Origin of the sequence: Nonomuraea sp. NPDC049269 (assembly GCF_043197155.1) — a bacterium.
Lineage (GTDB): Bacteria > Actinomycetota > Actinomycetes > Streptosporangiales > Streptosporangiaceae > Nonomuraea.
On the sequence record NZ_JBICSO010000009.1, the window covers coordinates 1 to 17,443 of the forward strand.

At 69.8% G+C, this 17,443-nt stretch carries 12 protein-coding genes and 1 pseudogene; 2 read left to right on the top strand and 11 right to left on the bottom strand.

Features of this window, described 5'->3' with window-relative positions:
* Positions 1-185 precede the first annotated feature (185 nt).
* A complete protein-coding gene (locus tag ACGFNP_RS43175; protein ID WP_393328727.1) occupies positions 186-2,324 on the bottom strand; it encodes an MMPL family transporter in 2,139 nt (712 codons plus the stop codon).
* A 239-nt stretch (positions 2,325-2,563) separates the two neighbouring features.
* Here ACGFNP_RS43175 and sbnB point away from each other — a divergent pair.
* Positions 2,564-3,504: pseudogene (gene sbnB, locus ACGFNP_RS43180) on the top strand (2,3-diaminopropionate biosynthesis protein SbnB).
* A gap of 16 nt (positions 3,505-3,520) precedes the next feature.
* Here sbnB and ACGFNP_RS43185 read toward each other — a convergent pair.
* Genes ACGFNP_RS43185 through ACGFNP_RS43200 form a run of 4 tightly spaced genes read right to left on the bottom strand, consistent with a single transcriptional unit; the run spans position 3,521 to position 8,134 of the window.
* Entirely contained in the window at positions 3,521-5,026 is a 1,506-nt protein-coding gene (locus ACGFNP_RS43185; RefSeq protein WP_393328729.1) for a glycoside hydrolase family 43 protein, read from the bottom strand.
* Between the two features lie 33 nt (positions 5,027-5,059).
* Positions 5,060-5,902 (bottom strand): carbohydrate ABC transporter permease, encoded by an 843-nt coding sequence (locus tag ACGFNP_RS43190; protein WP_393328731.1) that lies wholly within the window; start codon positions 5,900-5,902, stop codon positions 5,060-5,062.
* Complete coding sequence (locus tag ACGFNP_RS43195) at positions 5,902-6,846, bottom strand: sugar ABC transporter permease (RefSeq protein WP_358321805.1); 945 nt, start codon at positions 6,844-6,846, stop codon at positions 5,902-5,904. The genes ACGFNP_RS43190 and ACGFNP_RS43195 overlap by 1 nt, the downstream gene beginning before the upstream one ends.
* A 7-nt stretch (positions 6,847-6,853) precedes the next feature.
* Positions 6,854-8,134 (bottom strand): extracellular solute-binding protein, encoded by a 1,281-nt coding sequence (locus ACGFNP_RS43200; RefSeq protein WP_358321808.1) that lies wholly within the window; start codon positions 8,132-8,134, stop codon positions 6,854-6,856.
* A 190-nt stretch (positions 8,135-8,324) separates the two neighbouring features.
* Here ACGFNP_RS43200 and ACGFNP_RS43205 point away from each other — a divergent pair, with 190 nt between their 5' ends.
* On the top strand, positions 8,325-9,368 hold the full coding sequence (locus ACGFNP_RS43205; RefSeq protein ID WP_393328733.1) for a LacI family DNA-binding transcriptional regulator: 1,044 nt from the start codon (positions 8,325-8,327) through the stop codon (positions 9,366-9,368).
* Positions 9,369-9,402: 34 nt separating this feature from the next.
* Here the strand turns inward: ACGFNP_RS43205 and ACGFNP_RS43210 are convergent, their stop codons facing one another.
* The 6 genes from ACGFNP_RS43210 to ACGFNP_RS43235 form a co-directional block, all read right to left on the bottom strand.
* Positions 9,403-10,284 (bottom strand): IclR family transcriptional regulator, encoded by an 882-nt coding sequence (locus ACGFNP_RS43210; RefSeq protein WP_358321814.1) that lies wholly within the window; start codon positions 10,282-10,284, stop codon positions 9,403-9,405.
* A 297-nt stretch (positions 10,285-10,581) separates the two neighbouring features.
* Positions 10,582-11,922 carry a discoidin domain-containing protein gene (locus ACGFNP_RS43215; protein WP_358321817.1) on the bottom strand — a complete coding sequence of 447 codons (1,341 nt, stop codon included), beginning with the start codon at positions 11,920-11,922 and terminating at the stop codon, positions 10,582-10,584.
* A 628-nt stretch (positions 11,923-12,550) separates the two neighbouring features.
* Positions 12,551-14,092, bottom strand: a complete 1,542-nt coding sequence (locus ACGFNP_RS43220) for a carboxylesterase/lipase family protein (RefSeq protein ID WP_393328736.1) — start codon at positions 14,090-14,092, stop codon at positions 12,551-12,553.
* 161 nt (positions 14,093-14,253) lie between these two features.
* Positions 14,254-15,144 carry a CoA ester lyase gene (locus ACGFNP_RS43225; protein WP_358321823.1) on the bottom strand — a complete coding sequence of 297 codons (891 nt, stop codon included), beginning with the start codon at positions 15,142-15,144 and terminating at the stop codon, positions 14,254-14,256.
* The gene (locus tag ACGFNP_RS43230) at positions 15,134-16,345 is read right to left on the bottom strand and encodes a CoA transferase (protein ID WP_358321826.1); all 1,212 of its coding nucleotides are present in this window, start codon (positions 16,343-16,345) and stop codon (positions 15,134-15,136) included. The genes ACGFNP_RS43225 and ACGFNP_RS43230 overlap by 11 nt, the downstream gene beginning before the upstream one ends.
* 97 nt (positions 16,346-16,442) lie before the next feature.
* On the bottom strand, positions 16,443-17,360 hold the full coding sequence (locus tag ACGFNP_RS43235) for a LysR family transcriptional regulator (RefSeq protein WP_358321829.1): 918 nt from the start codon (positions 17,358-17,360) through the stop codon (positions 16,443-16,445).
* Between the last annotated feature and the right edge of the window lie 83 nt (positions 17,361-17,443).

A 17,443-nucleotide genomic window follows, 5' to 3' on the forward strand; every position in this document is an offset into this window, starting at 1 on the left:
CCACGAGCGTAGGTCCTTGCGTAGTGCGAACTTTGGTCGGTTCAGCACGGCAACCTACGCTCGTTCTCTTTTACACCGCATCTCGGACGTGACCGGCACCTGTTGAACCAGCGCGAGTGGCGTTGGTGACCACGGGCGCCGCTGATCGACTCTGAGCGGAAGCCGGCTCGATAGCCGGCTTCCGTTCATTGACGGACCTCGACTCTCGGCTCGTGGCGGCTCTCCTCCCGCAGGCCGAATCGTCCATGGAGTCTGCGCAGCGGCGTGGGGGCCCACCAGTTCGCCTTTCCCATCAGCGTCATCACCGATGGCACCAGCAGGCACCGTACGAGAGTGGCGTCCACCAGAACCGCCGCGAACAGCCCGATGCCGATCTGCTCGATGTCCCCCATCCTCGCCGTTCCGAACGCGCCGAACACCACCAGCATCAGCAACGCGGCCGAGGTGATGATCCGCCCGGTGTCCCGCAACCCCACCCGGATCGCGTCGCGGGTGTCGAGACCCCCACTGACATGCTCACGGATCCGGCCGAGCAGGAAGACCTCATAGTCGATCGAAAGACCGAACGCGAAGGCGAAGATGACCGTGAGTGCGAACGGGTCAAGCCCTCCTACGACGAGCGTGTCCAGCACCCCGGACAGCCATCCCTCCTGGAACACCAGCACCAGCACCCCGAACGTGGCTCCCAGGGAGACCACCGCCATGGCCACCGCCGTCAGCGGTATCGTGATCGACCCGCTGAGCAGGAAGAGCAGCACCAGCATGGCAGTGGCGGTGACGGTCACCGCCAGCGGCATCCCCTCGCGCAGCAGGGTGGTGACGTCCACGAGTTCGGCCGCCTGTCCGGCGACCCAGATCCGGAAGTCGGCCGGTCGTTCCGCGCGCACCCGATCGACCAGCCCAAGGGCGGCCGGCCCCTGCGAGTCACCCCGCACCGCCAGCACCACCGAGGACAACCCCGCTCCGTCCGGCCGAGCCGACTCGACCCGCACGACCGCCGGATCACCGCTCCACCGGGCCACCCACGTGGAAAGGCGAGCCGGATCGGCCTGGGCGACCACGAGGACGGCGGGCCGCTCGGTTCGCCCGTACTTGGCGGCGAGCACATTGGTCACCTGGACCGACTCCAGGTCCGGCGGGAGAATTCGGGTGCCCGACAGCGCGATCTTCGCACCGAGCATCGGCGCGCCCAAGGAGAGCAGCACGACCACGATTCCGACCGCCACCAGCAGCGGCGACCGCTGGACCAAGCCGATCAGCTTCGCGAAGAACCCTCCCACGCGGTCCTCACCACGCAGGGCACTTCGCGAGGGATGAATCCGCCCGCCGAACAGGCTCATCAACGCGGCGGCCATCGTCAAGGCCGTCGTCATGGCGACCAGCGAGGCGGCGACGCCGCCCGCCGCCACCGCGCGCAGGCCCGTGGCGTTGAACACCATGAGCCCGCTCAGTGCCGCGGCGACGGTCAAGGCGCTGAACATCACCGTCCGGCCCGCCGTGGCCCACGTCCGCTCGACCGCCGCGGCGCGTTCGGCCCGGCTGATCCCCTTCCGCCCGGCGGCCGTCGCCCGCCGGTACGGGAGCACCAGCTCCTCCCGGTATCGGCCGACCAGCAGCAGACCGTAGTCGATGCACAGTCCGAGCCCCAGCAGTGTCACCACCGTGGTGACGTTGCCGTCGAGCGGTATCAGCTGGGAGAGCGCGAGGAGCACCACGAACGCCGCGCCGACACTGATGATCGTGGTGATCAGTGGCAGCCCGGCGGCGACCAGCCCGCCGAACACCACCACCAAGGCCACGAACGTCAGGGGCAGCGCCTTGAACTCCGCGTCGCGCATGTCCTTCTGCGCCGTGCCCTTGGTCTCGTACCGGAGCCACGCGTCCCCGCCGATGCGCACCTTCGCCCCGGGCAGGCTGTCGCGGATCATCCGCAGCCGGTCGGCGACACGTACCGCGGTCTCCTCCTCATCGGTCTGCGAGATGCCGACGGCGAGCATGACGCCGCTGCCATCGGATGCGGTGCGGGGCTGCTCGACGCCCGTGACCCCCTTCAGGGTCCGGGCGGCGGCGGCCGTCTCACGCAGCGCCTCCTGGGTCCGCGCCGCCTTCGGATCCACCCCTTCGACCAGCAGCACCACCTGCGAACCACCTTCGCCGAGCAGCTGTCTGGCCTGCAGCGACTCCGGTACGTTCCGCTGCTGGACGGCCGACATCCCGCCGACCACCGAGCCTGCGGAGGCGAACCCGGCCACCATCAACAGCAGCGATGCGACGACCACCTTCCAGCGATGCTCGAAGCAGAACCTGCCTATCGATCTCGTCATGCCACCAACGATGCATCCGTTGATCTCGACCGTCAGTGGAGTGAAACCCCTGACTTGAGGGGGTCTAGGCCTATGCCGCCGGCAGCACGGAATCCCCGCCCTTCCCTAAGCGACGCCCAGCGCGTCTCGTCGATGATGGAAATCAGGAGCCGAACGTGAGCGAGTCACCCTCCTTCGCCGTGATCTCCGGCGCTCAGGTATGCCGAGCCATCGCGCACAAAGAGGCCGAGGTCACCGACGTGGTCCGGCTCGCCTACGAGCTGCACGGCAGGGGTGCGACGATCAATCCGGACTCGTACTTCCTCCGTTTTCCGGACCGTCCGTCGTCTCGGATCATCGCGCTGCCCGCCTCGGTCAAGGGCGATGTCGACGTGCACGGAATAAAGTGGATCTCGAGCTTCCCGGAGAACGTCGCGGCCGGCATCCCGCGGGCTTCTGCCGTACTGATCCTCAACGACACCGAGACGGGCTATCCGTTCGCGTGCTGGAGAGTTCGGTGATCAGTGCCGCGCGCACGGCCGCGTCAGCCGCCCTGGCCGCGGCCGAACTGAGCGACCTGCGCGGTGCGCGGCCGACCCGGGTGGGCTTCGTGGGAACCGGGCTGATCGCCCGCTACATCCACACCTACCTGGCCGGCAACGGTTTCACGTTCCAGGAACTCGGCATCCATGACCTGGCGGCCGAGCACGCGGAAGGCTTCAAGCACTACCTGGAACGTAGCGAACCGGGACGGATCACGATCCACGACACCGCCGACGATCTGATCCGGTCGTACGATCTGATCGTCTTCGCGACCGTGGCCGGCGAGCCGCACGTCACCGATCCCCGTTGTCTCGCGCACAACCCCCTGGTGCTCCACGTCTCGCTACGCGACCTGTCACCGGAGATCATCCTGTCGTCGTACAACGTGCTCGACGACGTCGAACACTGCATGAAGGCCGGCACCTCGCCGCATCGGGCCGAGCAGCACGTCGGCCACCGCGATTTCGTGGCGGGCAGGCTCTACGACGTCCTCGCGGGGGAACTGCGGCCACCGGCCGGTCAGCCGGTGATCTTCTCACCGTTCGGCCTCAGCGTCCTGGACCTCGCGGTCGCCAAGTACGTCTACGACCGGGTGGCCGACTCGCGGGAGCTGCGAACCGTTCCGGACTTCTTTCACGACATGAGCCGCTACGGCTGACCTCGGCCGGTCCGTGCTAGGGGATGCGGCCGACGCCGCCCTGGTAGTCGTACCAGTCGAAGCCCGCGCTGCCGTCCGTGACGTACATGCCGATGACCCGCCCCGTGAAGCCGGTCGCCACCTCGGTGGACAGGTAGCGGCCGTCGAGCTCGGCCAGCAGGACCCCGTCGGCGGAGAAGGCGATGGTGTCCGGGCCTCGGGCTCCGACGCCGACCGGCTCGGCGATGGGCGCGGTCACCGATGGCGGCAGGAGGTCGCGCGTACGGACGTCGATGGCGAGGGTGAGCGGGCCCGAAGAGACCGGATGGTCGGCCACGCACTGGCGCAGCGGGCCGATCCGCGCGAACAGGCGGGCGCGCCCTTCGTGTACCTCCAGGTCGTAGTGGTGCGCCTCGTCCATGCGGACGGACAGTCCGGCCGTGGCCGATCCCGGGTCCAGGCGGGCGGTGACGCGGCAGTCGTGGTGCTGCTGGCGGCGCCCGACGAAGGTGCATCCCGGGCGGTCCAGCGTGGAGCCGGTGGCGTGCAGGGTCAGCCAGCCGGGGCGCTCGGCCAGCGACCAGGAGTCGTCCGGGCGGCCGCGCGGCGAGACCCAGTGCGGTGCCAGAGCGCCGGAGTCGAAATCGTCCCGGGGCGGGAGCTCAGGGAGGGGGTGCCAGGCGGCCGGTGCCGGATGGCGTTCGAGGACCGGGCCGACGACGGGCCAGCCGTCCACCCAGTCCACCGGGGTGAGGAACGTCTCGCGCCCGAGGACCTGGAACTCCGGCGTGTAGCCGCGCGGGCGGGTGCCGAGCAGGATCATCCACCAGGTGCCGTCGGCCGCCTGCACCATGTCGGCGTGACCGGTGCTCTGGATCGGCCGGTCGGTGCCGCTGTGCGACAGGATCGGGTTGACCGGGCCCGCCTCGTACGGGCCGCGCGGCGAGCGGGCGCGGGCGATCGAGACGCTGTGGCCGCGCTCGGTGCCGCCCTCGGACATCAGCAGGTACCACCAGTCGCCCACGTGGAAGAGGTGCGGGCCTTCCGGATATTTCATGCCCACACCGGACCAGGCGTGATACGGCCCCTCCAGCACCTTGCCGGCCACCGGGTCGATCCGCGCCACCTGCGTACCGGAGAAGGCGCACCAGCAGGAGCCGTCCTCGTCCCAGGACAGATGGGGGTCGATGCCCGGCAGGTCGATCCAGACGGGGTCCGACCACGGTCCTTCGGGACGGTCGGCGGTGACGATGAAGTTGCCCCGGCCGCCCACGTTGGTGGTGATCAGGTAGAACCGGCCGTCGTGGTGCCGGATCGTCGGCGCGTAGATCCCGCCGGAGGCGAGCGTCTCAGGGGGCAGCTCCAGTTGCGACGGCCGGTCGAGGACGTTGCCCACCTGCCGCCAGTGCACCAGGTCCCGGCTGTGGAAGATCGGGACGCCGGGGAAGTACTCGAAGCTGGAGCAGACGAGATAGTAGTCCTCGCCGACCCGGCACACGCTCGGATCCGGGTGGAATCCGCTGATCACCGGATTGTCGTACATCGGCACGTTGCGTGGTTTCTTTCTGCGAGAAGGTCAGCCCTTGAAGGCGCCGTCCATGATCCCGGCCACCATGCGCCGGCCCACGAAGACGAACAGCACCAGCAGCGGGACGGTGGCCAGGAACGAGCCCGACATGGCGAGCCCGAGATCGATGTTCAAGCTGTTCTGCAGCGCCTTGATGGCGATCTGCGCGGTGTACATCTCCGGCGACTTCAGCACGATGAACGGCCACAGGAAGTCGTTCCAGGCGGTGACGAAGGCGAGCAGGCCGAGCACGAACGCGGCCGGCCGCACCAGCGGGAACGCAATGCGCCAGAAGATCTGCCAGGTGGTGGCGCCGTCTATGCGCGCGGCCTGGAGGATCTCGTCGCTGATCGTGGTGGACAGGTGCTGGCGCATCCAGAAGATCCCGAACGCGCTGGCCAGGCCGGGCACGATGAGCGCCTGGAGCGTGTCCACCCAGCCCAGCGAGGAGATGATCATGTACTGCGGGATGACGGAGAGCTGCGTCGGCACCGTCATGGTGAGCACGACGATCAGGAACAGCACATTGCGGCCGGGAAAGCGCAACTTGGCGAAGGCGAACCCGGCCAGCGAGCACAGCAGGGCTTGCCCGACCGCGATCGTGCCGGCCACGATGAGGCTGTTGACGATCGAGCTCACGAACGGCACCGTCGTGAACACCAGGTCGGCCAGATGGAAGAAGTTGCCGCCGGGCGCGATCGCGGGCGGCAGCCGCGCGGCGGTCGCGGTGTCGGTCGTGGCCACCACGAACATCCAGTACAGCGGGAACAGGCAGGCGAACACGGCCAGCCCCAGCAGGACGTAAGCCCACCAGCGGACGCGCTCACCCGAGCGCCGGATCGTCTTGGTCATCATCGCTCCGGACGGATGCGGGTGGACAGAAGGTAGTTGACCGTCGCAAGCCCGACCACCAGCACGAACAGCGCCACGCCGATGGCCGCGCCGTACCCGAACTGGTACTGGCCGAAGCCCTGCTCATAGAGGAACAGCGTCAGTGTCTGGCACTGCCGGACCGCTCCGCAGGTCGTGCTGCGGGAGACGAGCAGCGGCTCAGTGAAGATCTGCAGGCCGCCGATCGTCGAGGTCACGATCGTGAACACGATGACCGGCCGCAGCGACGGGATCGAGATGTGGCGGAACTGCTTCCACCCTCCCGCGCCGTCCACGGCCGCCGCCTCGTAGATCGCGCGCGGGATGGCCTGCAGGGAGGCCAGGTAGAGCAGCGTGGTGTAGCCGAACCAGCGCCAGGCCACCATGGCCGCGATCAGCACGTGGCTGCCCAGCACCGACTGCTTGAAGTCGATCGGCCCCACACCGGCGAACCCGAGCAGCCAGTTGAGCAGGCCGAAGTCGCGGTCGAACATCTGGGCGAAGACGATCGCGGTGGCCGCCACCGACGTGATGTACGGCACCATCATCGACATCCGGAAGAACACCGCCAGCCGGAGCCGGGCGTGGTTGAGCAGGTGCGCCAGGCCCAGCGCCACCACCAGTTGCGGCACGGTGGACAGCAGCCAGATGCTGATCGTGTTCCACGCCGCGTTCCAGAACCGCGCGTCGGCGAACAAGCGGGTGAAGTTGTCCACGCCGATGAAGACGTGCTCGCCGATGGGGTTCCAGTCGAACAGCGCCACGTAGAACGTGGACAGCAGCGGCACCAGCCCGAACACCGCGAAGAGCACGAAGAACGGCGCGATGTAGGCGTACGGCGCGATGCGTTCGGCAATGCTCTGCCGCACCGAGGTCGCCCCGGCGGGCACGGCCTGCGCCCGCCGGGTGCTGAGAGTCGTCGTCACGCTCGTCCTACTTGCCGATGGCGGTCTTGATGTTGGCCAGGGCCGCGTCCCACGCCTTGGCCGCGTCGCCCTTGCCCTGCTCGACGTTGGTGATCGCGTTCAGGAACTCCGAGCCGATGGGAGAGCTGTCCGGCCCGATGTAGAACGGCTTGAGCCCGAGCACCGAGTTGGTGTAGATCGTCCCGGTCGGCGCGTCGGAGAAGAACGGGTCCTTCAGGGACGTGAGCTTGGCGTCCTTGTAGACCGACGGGGTGGTGGGCAGCGCGCCGGAGTCGACGAAGTGCGTCAGCTGGCCCTGCGGGGACTGGGTCTTGGTGATGTAGTCCCAGGCGGCCTTGGGGTTCTTGGCGCCCTTGGGGATGGCCAGGTAGCTGCCGCCCCAGTTGCCCGCGCCGCCCGGGATAGTGGCGATGTCCCACTTGCCCTTGGTGCTGGGGGCGTTGCTCCGGATGGCGCCGAGCATCCAGGACGGCGCGGAGATCACCGCGAACTGGCCCTTGCCCATGCCGGCGGTCCATCCCTCGGTGAAGGAGCTCTGCTTGGCGGAGATGCCCGCCTGCACGGCCTTGATGCCGTAGTCGAATGCCGCCTTGACCTGCGGGCTGGTGCTGTAGACGACGTTGCCCGACGGGTCGTAGTACTTCTGCGGCCCCTGGTTGACCGCCTGGTAGAACACGCTGGTGCCGGCGTTGTCGATGAACGCCTTCTTGGTCGCCGCGGTGTACTTCTTGCCGGTCTCGATGAAGGCGTCCCAGGTGGGCCAGAGCTTGCTCACCTCCTCGCGATCGGTCGGCAGTCCGGCGGCCTTGAACAGGTCCGTCCGGTAGGCGACGGCCATGCCGCCCACGTCCGTCGGGATGCCGATGATCGTGCCGTCCTTGGCCACGCTCTGGCTGATCACCCAGTCCAGATAGTCGCCCTTGATCTTGTCGGCGCCCAGTTGCCGCAGGTCGTAGAAGTTCTGCGGCTGCTGGACGAACTTGGGCAGGTCATCGCCCTGGATCAGCACGAGGTCGGGCACCTTGCCGCCGGCCAGCGCCGTCGTCAGCGCCTGCGCCGTCTCCACGGAGCTGCCGACCTCGGTGAGCTTCACCTGGATGCCGGGGTTGTTCTTCTGGTAGTCCTCGACCGAGGCTTTCTGGTTGATCCCGCTGAACGACCAGAAGTCGAACGACTTGCCGCCCTCGGGCGGCGCGACGGCGGAGGTGCCGCCGCCGCCACCGCAGGCGGCCGTGGTCAGGGCGAGGGCCGCGGCGAGGGCGACCGGGGTTACGATGCGGAGCTTCACAGCGATCTCTTCTACTGGGGGCCGATGCTGAAGAGCTGGTACGGAACTAGTTGCCGAAAACTTTCGGATATTTGGCCGATCGTTAACCGGGGACTCTAGGCACCTACCTGGAAACTCGTCAACAATCTGCCGGTAAGACGTACGAAACAATCGCCCTTGTTTCCGAAACCTCTGCGTCTAGACTGCGGCCATGACCGCGACCCAGGAGCCGCCCGGCCCCGGCACCACGCACAAGCAGTCTCTGACGCTCGCCCAGCTCGCCGAGCTGGCCGGGGTCTCCACGGCGACGGTCTCCAAAGTGGTGAACGGCCGTTCCGAAGTCGCGCCGGAGACCCGGGCCCTCGTCGAGGGGCTCATCCGCGAGCACGGCTACCGGCGGCAGCGGCGGCGCGAGAGCCCGGCCGCCCTGGTGGAGCTGGTCTTCCACGCGCTGGAGGGCGACTACCCGATAGAGATCATCAAGGGTGTCGAGCAGGTGGCGCGGGAGCACGACCTGGCCGTGGTGCTGTCGGAGTTGCAGCACCGCCACGTTCCGGGCCGGAGCTGGATCGAGGGCGTGCTGGGCCGCCGTCCCACCGGCGTCATCGCCGTGTTCAGCGGGCTGACCGACGCCCAGCACGACCAGCTCGCCGCCCGTGGCATCCCCCTCGTCCTGCTGGACCCCAGCGGTGAACCCGGCCACCAGGTGCCCTCGGTGGGCGCCGGCAACTGGCACGGCGGGCTCTCGGCGACCCGTTACCTGGTGCAGCTCGGGCACCGGCGGATCGGCATCATCACCGGCCCCGAATACGCGCTGTCCAGCCGGGCCCGCCTCGACGGCTACCGCGCCGCGCTGGACATGGCCGGCGTGCCCGTCGACCCGGACCTGATCTGCCGGGGCGACTTCCTCGTCGAAGGCGGCCTGGCCCAGGCCCATCGGCTGCTGCGGCTGCCCGATCCACCCACCGCGATCTTCGCCTGCAACGACGGGCAGGCCATGGGCGTCTACCGGGCGGCGTACGAGCTGGGCCTGCGCATCCCGGACGACCTGAACGTGGTCGGCTTCGACGACCTCCCCCCGACGCGGTGGGCCATCCCGCCGCTGACCACGATCCGCCAGCCGCTCACCGAGATGGCCTCCGCCGCGACCACCATGCTGGTGCGGCTCGCGCGGGGCGAGCCGGTGGCGCAGAGCCGGATCGAGCTGGGCACCGAGCTCGTCGTGCGGAGCAGCACCGCCGCTCTCGCACGCTAGCCGAAACTTTTGGTTTCCATCCCGTACGTAATCGCTACGGTCTTTCCGGGTGCCGGAGGAGTTGCAGGCTGATGCCGCGGGCGGCGGCCAGGACCGCGGGCACGACGCCGGGCGTGTGCGTGCCCTGCGGAGAGCCGGGCATGGACGCCCCCGGCAGGGCGATGCGGCTGCTCTTCGCGGGCACGCCCGAGACGGCGCCGCCGTCACCGTCGGCGCGGACGACGACGGAGAGCGCGGCCACCACCTCGTTGCCGGCGTCACGCACGGGTGCGGCCACCGAGACCGCGTCGAGGGTGACCTGCCGGTCGCTGACGGCGTAGCCGGTGCGCCGTACCTCGGCCAGCACCCGGCGCAAGGCGTCCGGCGTCATGATGGTCTTCTTGGTGAAGGTCGCCAGCGGGCTGGCCAGGTAGCGCTCCTGGGCCGGCCGGGACGCGTACGCGAGCAGCACGAGGCCGACGCCGGTGGTGTGCGCGGGCCACCGTCCGCCGACCCGGCTGTGCACGCCGACGGCGTCCCGGCTGGAGATCCGCTCGATGTACACGACGTCCAGGTCGTCGAGGACGGCGAGCTGGACGTGTTGACGGGTCGCCACGAAGAGCTCTTCGAGGAAGGGCATGGCCACCTCGCGCAGCCCCAGACCGCGAGGGGCCAGTGCCGCGACCTCCCACAGGTGCAGGCCGATCTGGTAGCGGCCGTCACGGTCACGTTCGAGCGCGCCCCACGAGACCAGCTCGCCGACCAGACGGTGGGCGGTCGTCAGCGGCATCCTGGTCCGCCGGCTGATGTCGGACAGGGTCAGCCGGCGGCGCTCGCCGGAGAACGCGTCCAAGACGCTGAGGACCCGGCTGGCCACGGATCGGCCGGAGTCCGGTTGCTCGGACGGGCTTGACATCGTCGCTGTGGTCATGGTCATGGGCACTGCCTCCGACTGTCGATCGTGCTGCGAAACGCCCACGTCGTCAGATGCACCGGATCCCGGCCTCACCATTTCGTTGAATGTTGTTTGCGGCAACGTAATCCGCGGAGGCGAGCGGGTCTAGCCCCATTTCCGGGCTAATTGGTTGCCGTCGATAACAATCTAGAAACACGTCTGTCATGTGCTGGGTCAGCACGCCGGCGGCGAATAGCGGCGAACGCGCAGGTGACGCGGCATGGAAAGCCGGGCACGGCGGCCTCGGCCACCGTGCCCGGCTGTTTCCGGCCGGTGTGGTCAGAACGGGCAGGTGTCCGTCCACTGGGTCACCAGCGAGGTGTTGGTCCGGTCGGCGTCACGCTGGGTGCCGCACAGGAACGGGGTGAAGCGGGTGTCGTTGCGCAGCCAGCGGCTGAAGAACGACACGAGCCACTTGCCCTGCTTGGCCTTGTTGCCGTAGCCGGTCATCGGGCAGAGGTGGTCGCCGGGAACCTCGATGTACAGCTTCTCGGCCTGCGTCATGCTGTTGTACCAGGGCCTGGCGTAGGTGGCGCCGGGCGCGGCGACGTCGCTCGCGCAGGTCAGGAAGAAGGTCGGCTTGGTGACGCCGGCGAAGTTCGGACTCGTGTGGTACGGGGCCAGGGGCGCGCCCGCCGCGAACCGGCTGTCGTCACGCAGCGCCACCATCGTGCCGCCACCGCCCATGGAGTGGCCCGACACTCCGAGCGTGCCGTTCACCTTGCCCGAGATGGGGTTGCCGGTGGCGTTGCTCAGGTTGAGCAGCTGGGTGCCGGCCGCCCGGATCTCGGTGCCCCGCTGGTCGGGAGTGTCGGTCAGCGTGTTGGTGTCGACGTTGACGACGACGAAGCCCCACGAGGCCAGGCGCGGGCCGAGCCAGCTCAGGTTCTGTTGCGTGCCCTGGTAGCCCGGCATCAGGACGATGCCCGGGTAGGAGCCGCCGGCCGTCGGGTACGTGATGGTGCCGGCCTTGTACCCGCTGGGGCTCGGGACCGTGTACGTCGCGGTGGCCAGCGGACCGGCGGTCGCCTCCAGCGAGGCGATCGTCGGGTCGGGGATGGTGCCGTTCCCCGGCGGCGGCGTGGTGCCGCCCCCTGAGCCGTAGACCTGGAACTCCCGCAGGGAGTAGCCATAGGCGGTCCCGCGGGTGAGGCCGAGCATCCGTACGTACCGCCCGGTCCCGGTCACGGGGAGCGTCTGCACCCCACCGGTGCCGGCGACGGTCAGATAGACGGTGGTCCAGGTGAGAGCGTCGGCGGAGGTCTGGATCTGGAACACCCGGCCGTAGGCGGCCTCCCAGTTCAGCACGACCTGGCTGATGGTGGCGCTGGCGCCGAGGTCGACCCGCAGCCACTGCTGGTCGCTGAAGGCGCTCGACCACCGGGTGGCTACGTTGCCGTCCACGGCCGCCGAAGCCGGCGTGCCGGCGTTCTCGACGGACGACGCGGTCGCCGGCTTGCCCTGGGACAGCAGCTCGTCGGCGGCTCGGACGGTGACGGCGGCCCGGGCGGTGACGGCGCCGCCGGCCAGCGCGGTCGCGACGGCGACGGTCAGCGCGAGTAACGCCGCCGACCAGGCGGATCGGGCGCGGCCCCGCGCTCGATCGAGGGGGGATGTCATGGTCTTACCTCTCCGGAACGGGTTCGGCGGGCATGGCTCCGCCGACACGGGGACAGGAAGGGACGGCGCCGCAGGACACGGCTCTGAGCCGAGCCGGGCCGTGAGAGCGTTCTTGGGGTACATCCATCGATGAATGTCGAGCTGATGCGACGCGCCCCGAACCATATGCGGTGATATGCGGCCTAAAAAGGCATCCAACCGCTGAACGGAAGATAAATAGCGCTCTCCCCCATCGTCTTCCGGACGGCGGAAGAGGCCCTTGCCGGGCATTCGACCTGACCATATGTTGTCGGGCACAACATATGGCGAAGATCATTCCGCCGTCCGCATCGACCAGTCCCACCTCAGGTCATGGTCCCCCGGGCCCTGGCCACCCTCTGAGAGAGGACCTCGCAGATGCCCGGACGACTCCATGGCGCGACCGCCCTGGCAGCCGCCGCCCTCCTTGTGCTGACGGGTGTCGCCCAGCCGCCACCGGCGGCCGGGGACAGCGCTCCCGCGTCGAGCAGGCCGGCAAGGGCCACAACATCGCCCTGGCACCGACGATCAACATCGTGCGCTCGCCGGGCTCTTTCGTCCGCCTCCACCGTCGCGGAGGCCGACGAAGGGTTTCAAGGACCGATCAAGGTCAGAGCGCGTGCCACAGATCGCAGTTGTGCTCGGCGGCCATCTCGGCGACCGGGACCATCATCGACCGTCCGCCCGCGCGCAGCGACATGACGCGCGAGGCGCGGTTGTAGTCCGCCCACGAGGACGCGAACGGCGCCTGCGGCCGGCCGAGCCGGGCGAACGATCCCCAGTAGTGCACCATGTCCGCGGCCAGCCGGCGTTCGGCCGCGTCGAAAGTGGGCGCGATCGGCGTGCCGTTGTCGAAACTCGGCCACAGGTAGGCCAGTTCGGCGGCGTGCCCGGCGCCCCATTCGTAGCCGACCGGCTCGGGGCGCAGGCCCGGACCTGTCCGGTGGTCGAACCGGTAGGCGAACACGCGGGTGTAGGCCGACAGGTCCTTGATGAACGTGAGCGTCGGGCAGCCGCCCAGCCCCGCGATGAACCCGGAGTCGGTGAGGATCGCCGCCGTCAGGTACGCGGAGGTGAACTGGTCCGGCGCCGCCGGCCAGGGATACCGTCCCAGGACGGCGTCGGCCTTGTCGCCGTACAGGCTCCGGACGAAGCCCTCGTACTGCTCCTCGGTCCACCCCAGGTTGCCCTGCGCGAACGTACGGCCCTCATCGCGGGTGGAACCCACGATCAGCGGCACGCGCTGGAAGCGACCCGCACGGACGGCGTCGCCGGGGCCCTCCGGCAGCACCGGACCGCCGTGCGTGAACGAGCTGTACTGCGGCCCGTCGATCAGCCGCGCCGGGGTCAGCGCGCGCAGGCAGGCGACGGCGGTCGCGTCGTCGGCGCAGCCGAGCTGGGTGGCGATCGACGTGCCGGACTGCTCTGCCTGGCTGACGGGCTGGCTGACGCAGGAGCCGCTCTGGATGATCGCCCGCTCGAACAGCCCTTTCGATCCGGGAGCGGTCAGGTGCGCGCAGACGGAGAACCCGCCGGCCGACTCACCGTCGATGGTCACCTGGCGGGGGTCGCCGCCGAAGGCGCCGATGTTGCGCTGCACCCACCGCAGCGCCGCCTGCTGGTCGAGGAGCCCGTAGTTGCCGGATTGGCCGGACTCCCGGGTGAGCGCCGGGTGCGCGAGGTAGCCGAGCACGCCCAGGCGGTAGTTGATGCTCACCACCACGACGTTCTCGAGCCGGGCGATCAGGCTGCCGTCGTGCTGGTTGCCGGAGCCGTTGACCAGGCCGCCGCCGTGGATCCAGAAGAGCACGGGCAGCCGCTGCCCGGCCCGGGTGCCGGCGGGCCGGAACACGTTGAGGTACAGGCAGTCCTCGGTCTCCGAGCGCGGCCCGTTGCCGCTGACCGTGGCGGGACAGCGGTTGCCCCACCCGGCCGCGTCACGGACGCCCGTCCACGGGACGGCCGGGCGGGGCGCTCTCCAGCGCAGTTCGCCGACCGGCGGCTGCGCGTACGGGACGGCCAGGAACCGGTCCACGCGCTCGGCCTCGGCGCCCTTGAGCAGGCCGGTTTCGGTACGCACCACCGGGCGTGACGCGCCGGCGAGAGCGGGGGCGGCGGGGAACCCGCCGAGCAGGGCGACGACCGCGCTCACCAGCGCGAGGACGCGACGGCCTCGCCTCCGGTTGGATAACATCCTCGAATCCAGAATTTCAGGCATGTACGCGACTCCTTCGGAACATCCAGGACGGACCTGCCGATTTCGTGCGCCTGAACCATAGATCTCGCTCGGTCTCCCGGATACCGCTCTCCCCGTCAGATGGAAGACATTCCGGCCTTCTGGAGAACGGCTCGTGCTCGCGCCGCCATGGCCTCGTCCACCATGTCCCCTTCGAAGGTGATCGCTCCAGCGCCGCGTGCCTGCGCCTCCTCCACGGCGGCGATCATCCGCGCGTAGCGGGCGAGCTCCTCGGGGGTGGGTGAGAACGCCTCGTTGATCACGGGGATGTGGGAGGGGTGGATGGCCATCATGCCCTCGTAACCGAGGGAGCGGTTCTGCTCGGCGAACGCCCGCAGCCCTTCGAGGTCGGCGAGGTTGGTCCACAGGCCGGCGATCGGGCAGGGCGCGCCCGCCGCCCGGACGTCCAGCAGGACCCGGGAACGCAGTGTCAGGGTTTCGGTGCCCTGCGGGCTCCAGCGGTAGCCGATCGCCCGCTCGACGTCGCCGCCCTTGCCGGTGACCGCGCCCAGGTAGGCGACGCGGGGAGCGGCCCTGGCGATGTCGTACGCCCCACGCAGCGCGGCGGCGCTCTCCAGCAGCGGCACCAGCGCGAGGTGGCCCTCGGGCAGGCCGTGTTCGCGCTCGCACCAGGTCAGGAGCCGGTCGGCCAGGCGTACGTCCTCTGGGTCACCGACCTTGGGCAGGACCACTCCGGCGAGGCGGGCGTGCGTGATGGCGCGCAGGTCCTCTGCGGCCGTCCAGCCGTCGAGCGGGTTGATCCGGACGAAGAGCGCCATGTCGCCCGTCGCGCCGGCGATGGCGTCGGCCACCCGGGCCCGCGCGGCGGCCTTGCCGGCCGGCGGGACGGCGTCCTCCAGGTCGAGGATGGCCGCGTCGGCTCCGGCGGCCGCCGCCTTGGCCAGCCACTCGGTTCTGGTGCCCGGGACGAAGAGCAGGGAGCGCAGCGGGAGGCGTTCAGATGACACCGCGCTTCTCCAGTTCCGCGAGCTCGTCCGCGCCGAGCCCGAGCCACTGGCGGTAGACGAGGGCGTTGTCCTGGCCGAGCGCGGGTCCGGTTCGCCAGACGTGCCCGGGCCGCTGATGGAAGTGCGGGAGGGCGGCCTGCATGCGGACCGGCCCGAGGTCGGGGTCGTCGACCGTGATGATGTCGCCGCGTTCGGCGTACACGGGATCGGCGGCGATGTCCTCGGCCGTGAAGACGCGTGAGGCGACCACCTCGGCGTCGGCGAACGCGCGCAGGCACTCGGCGGTCCCGCGGGCGGCCACCCAGTCACGCAGCCCTTGGTCCAGCGTCTCCCGTCCGGCGAGCTGCCGCTGCGTCGTGGCGTACTCCTCCTCGGGCAGGCCCAGGAGCCGGACGACGTTCAGCACCGAGCGGACGGTCGCGGAGGTCACGGTGATCCAGTCGCCGTCGCGCGACAGGTAGGTGTTGATGACCGCGGCGGGGGCGACGGCAAGCTGGTTGCCGGACCTGCCGGGTACGACGCCGAGCTGGTCGTGCGTGATGACCTGCCATTCGACGAGCCGGAACAGGGGCTCGAACAGGGCCAGGTCGATCCACTCGCCGTCGAAGCCGGGGTCGTGCGCCCGGCGGTGCAGGGCGGCGAGCACGGCGTAGGCGCCCATCAGCCCGGTCACCGCGTCGCCGTGGGAGAACCCGGTGTGCACAGGAGGACCGTCGGGGAACCCGGTCAGGTGCACCACGCCGCTCCTGGCCTCGCCGACCTTGCCGAAGCCCGGTGCGTCCGCCAGGGACGACGTCGCGCCGAATCCGGAGATCTGCAGCAGGACGGCCTTGGGGTTGATCCGGTGCACGGCCTCCCAGTCGAGCTCCCAGGCCCGCAGCCGGCCGGGGCGGAGCGTGACGATCACCACGTCGGCCCAGGCCACGAGCCGGTGCGCCACCTGCCGGCCGTCGGGGTCGTGCAGGTCCAGGGTGACGGAGCGCTTGTTGCGGCCCGCGACCTTGAACCACAACGGCACGCCGTCGCGGGTGGGGCCCATGGCACGGGCGGCGTCGCCGACGCCCGGGGGTTCGACGTGGATCACGTCGGCGCCCTGGTCGGCGAGCATGGACCCGGCCAGCGGCCCGGCGACCACATGGGCGAACTCCACCACTTTCAGACCACGCAACTGCCCCTGGCCGTGCTGCTGTTCGGTCGCCACGCATGAGCTCCTTCGCACTGTCCGGTCCTGTCATCCTGCCCAAGGCGAGAAATGCGGGTCCAGCACAAAAGATCGATAAATTCATGCTATTTACGCATTAACCAATCCACGAGACCCCGGCCGGCAGCTCCGTACGGAACTCTTCGAGCAGGCCGAGGAACGCGCTCGCCGCCAGCGGCAGGGTGCGGCGCGCGCGGACAACGACGTCCAGGCGCCGCTCGACCACGGGACCGGTCAACCGGCGATGCACGACGCGCCCCGGACCCAGGAGGGGCAGCACCAGGGCGGGCATGGCCGACACCCCGAGACCGGCGGCGACCAGGCCGCCCACCGTCGCCACGTTGCCGGCCTCCGCCGCGAGCGTCGGGCGGGCTCCCGCCTGGGCGAACGCCGCGTCGGTGAGCCTGCGGACACTGGATTCCGGCCCGACGGCCAGGAACGGCTCGGCGGCCAGGTCCTCCCAGGTGACCTCGTCCCGGTCGGCGAGCGGGTGCCCCTCGGGCAGCACGGCGTGGAACTGGTCGCGGATCAGCGGACGATGCTCAAGCCGGTCCGGCGACGCGCCGACCGTGGTGATCGCGAAGTCGGCGTCGCCCGACAGCACCCGGCCGAGCACGGCCCGTTCGAGCCCGTCCATGATGCGGACCGCCACCTGCGGGCGCTGCCGCCGGAAAGCGGAGATCATGCGCGGCAGCAGCACCGCCGCGACCGAGGGCAGGGTGGCCACGGCCACCACCCCCGACTCACCGAGCAGGAAGCGCCGCAGCTCCTTCATCCCCGACTCGTGGGCGCCGACGATCTGCTCGGCCACCCGCAGGGTCTCCAGGCCCGCCGCGGTGAGCTGGACGTTGCGGGTGTCGCGCTCCAGCAGGCGGACGTCGAGCACCCGCTCCAGGTCGGCGACCGCGCGGCTCAACGTCGACTGCGAGACGTGCAGCTTCGCCGCCGCGGCGGTGAAGCTCGCCGCTCTGGCCACGGCGACATAGGCGGCGAGTTGCCGGAGGGTGGCGTCCATGGGACCAACCTATGCATATACCGCATGGATAAATCCTCTTTTGATGGTGGACGCGAAAGGTCAGCGCTCGGAAACTTCTCCGT

What these genes read in the sequence shown, in the direction of transcription:
- ACGFNP_RS43215 (WP_358321817.1), bottom strand. Translation starts at nt 11,922, where the DNA reads ATGACATCCCCCCTCGATCGAGCGCGGGGCCGCGCCCGATCCGCCTGG.
- ACGFNP_RS43205 (WP_393328733.1), top strand. Translation starts at nt 8,325, where the DNA reads ATGACCGCGACCCAGGAGCCGCCCGGCCCCGGCACCACGCACAAGCAG.
- ACGFNP_RS43210 (WP_358321814.1), bottom strand. Translation starts at nt 10,284, where the DNA reads ATGACCATGACCACAGCGACGATGTCAAGCCCGTCCGAGCAACCGGAC.
- ACGFNP_RS43235 (WP_358321829.1), bottom strand. Translation starts at nt 17,360, where the DNA reads ATGGACGCCACCCTCCGGCAACTCGCCGCCTATGTCGCCGTGGCCAGA.
- ACGFNP_RS43185 (WP_393328729.1), bottom strand. Translation starts at nt 5,026, where the DNA reads ATGTACGACAATCCGGTGATCAGCGGATTCCACCCGGATCCGAGCGTG.
- ACGFNP_RS43190 (WP_393328731.1), bottom strand. Translation starts at nt 5,902, where the DNA reads ATGACCAAGACGATCCGGCGCTCGGGTGAGCGCGTCCGCTGGTGGGCT.
- ACGFNP_RS43175 (WP_393328727.1), bottom strand. Translation starts at nt 2,324, where the DNA reads ATGACGAGATCGATAGGCAGGTTCTGCTTCGAGCATCGCTGGAAGGTG.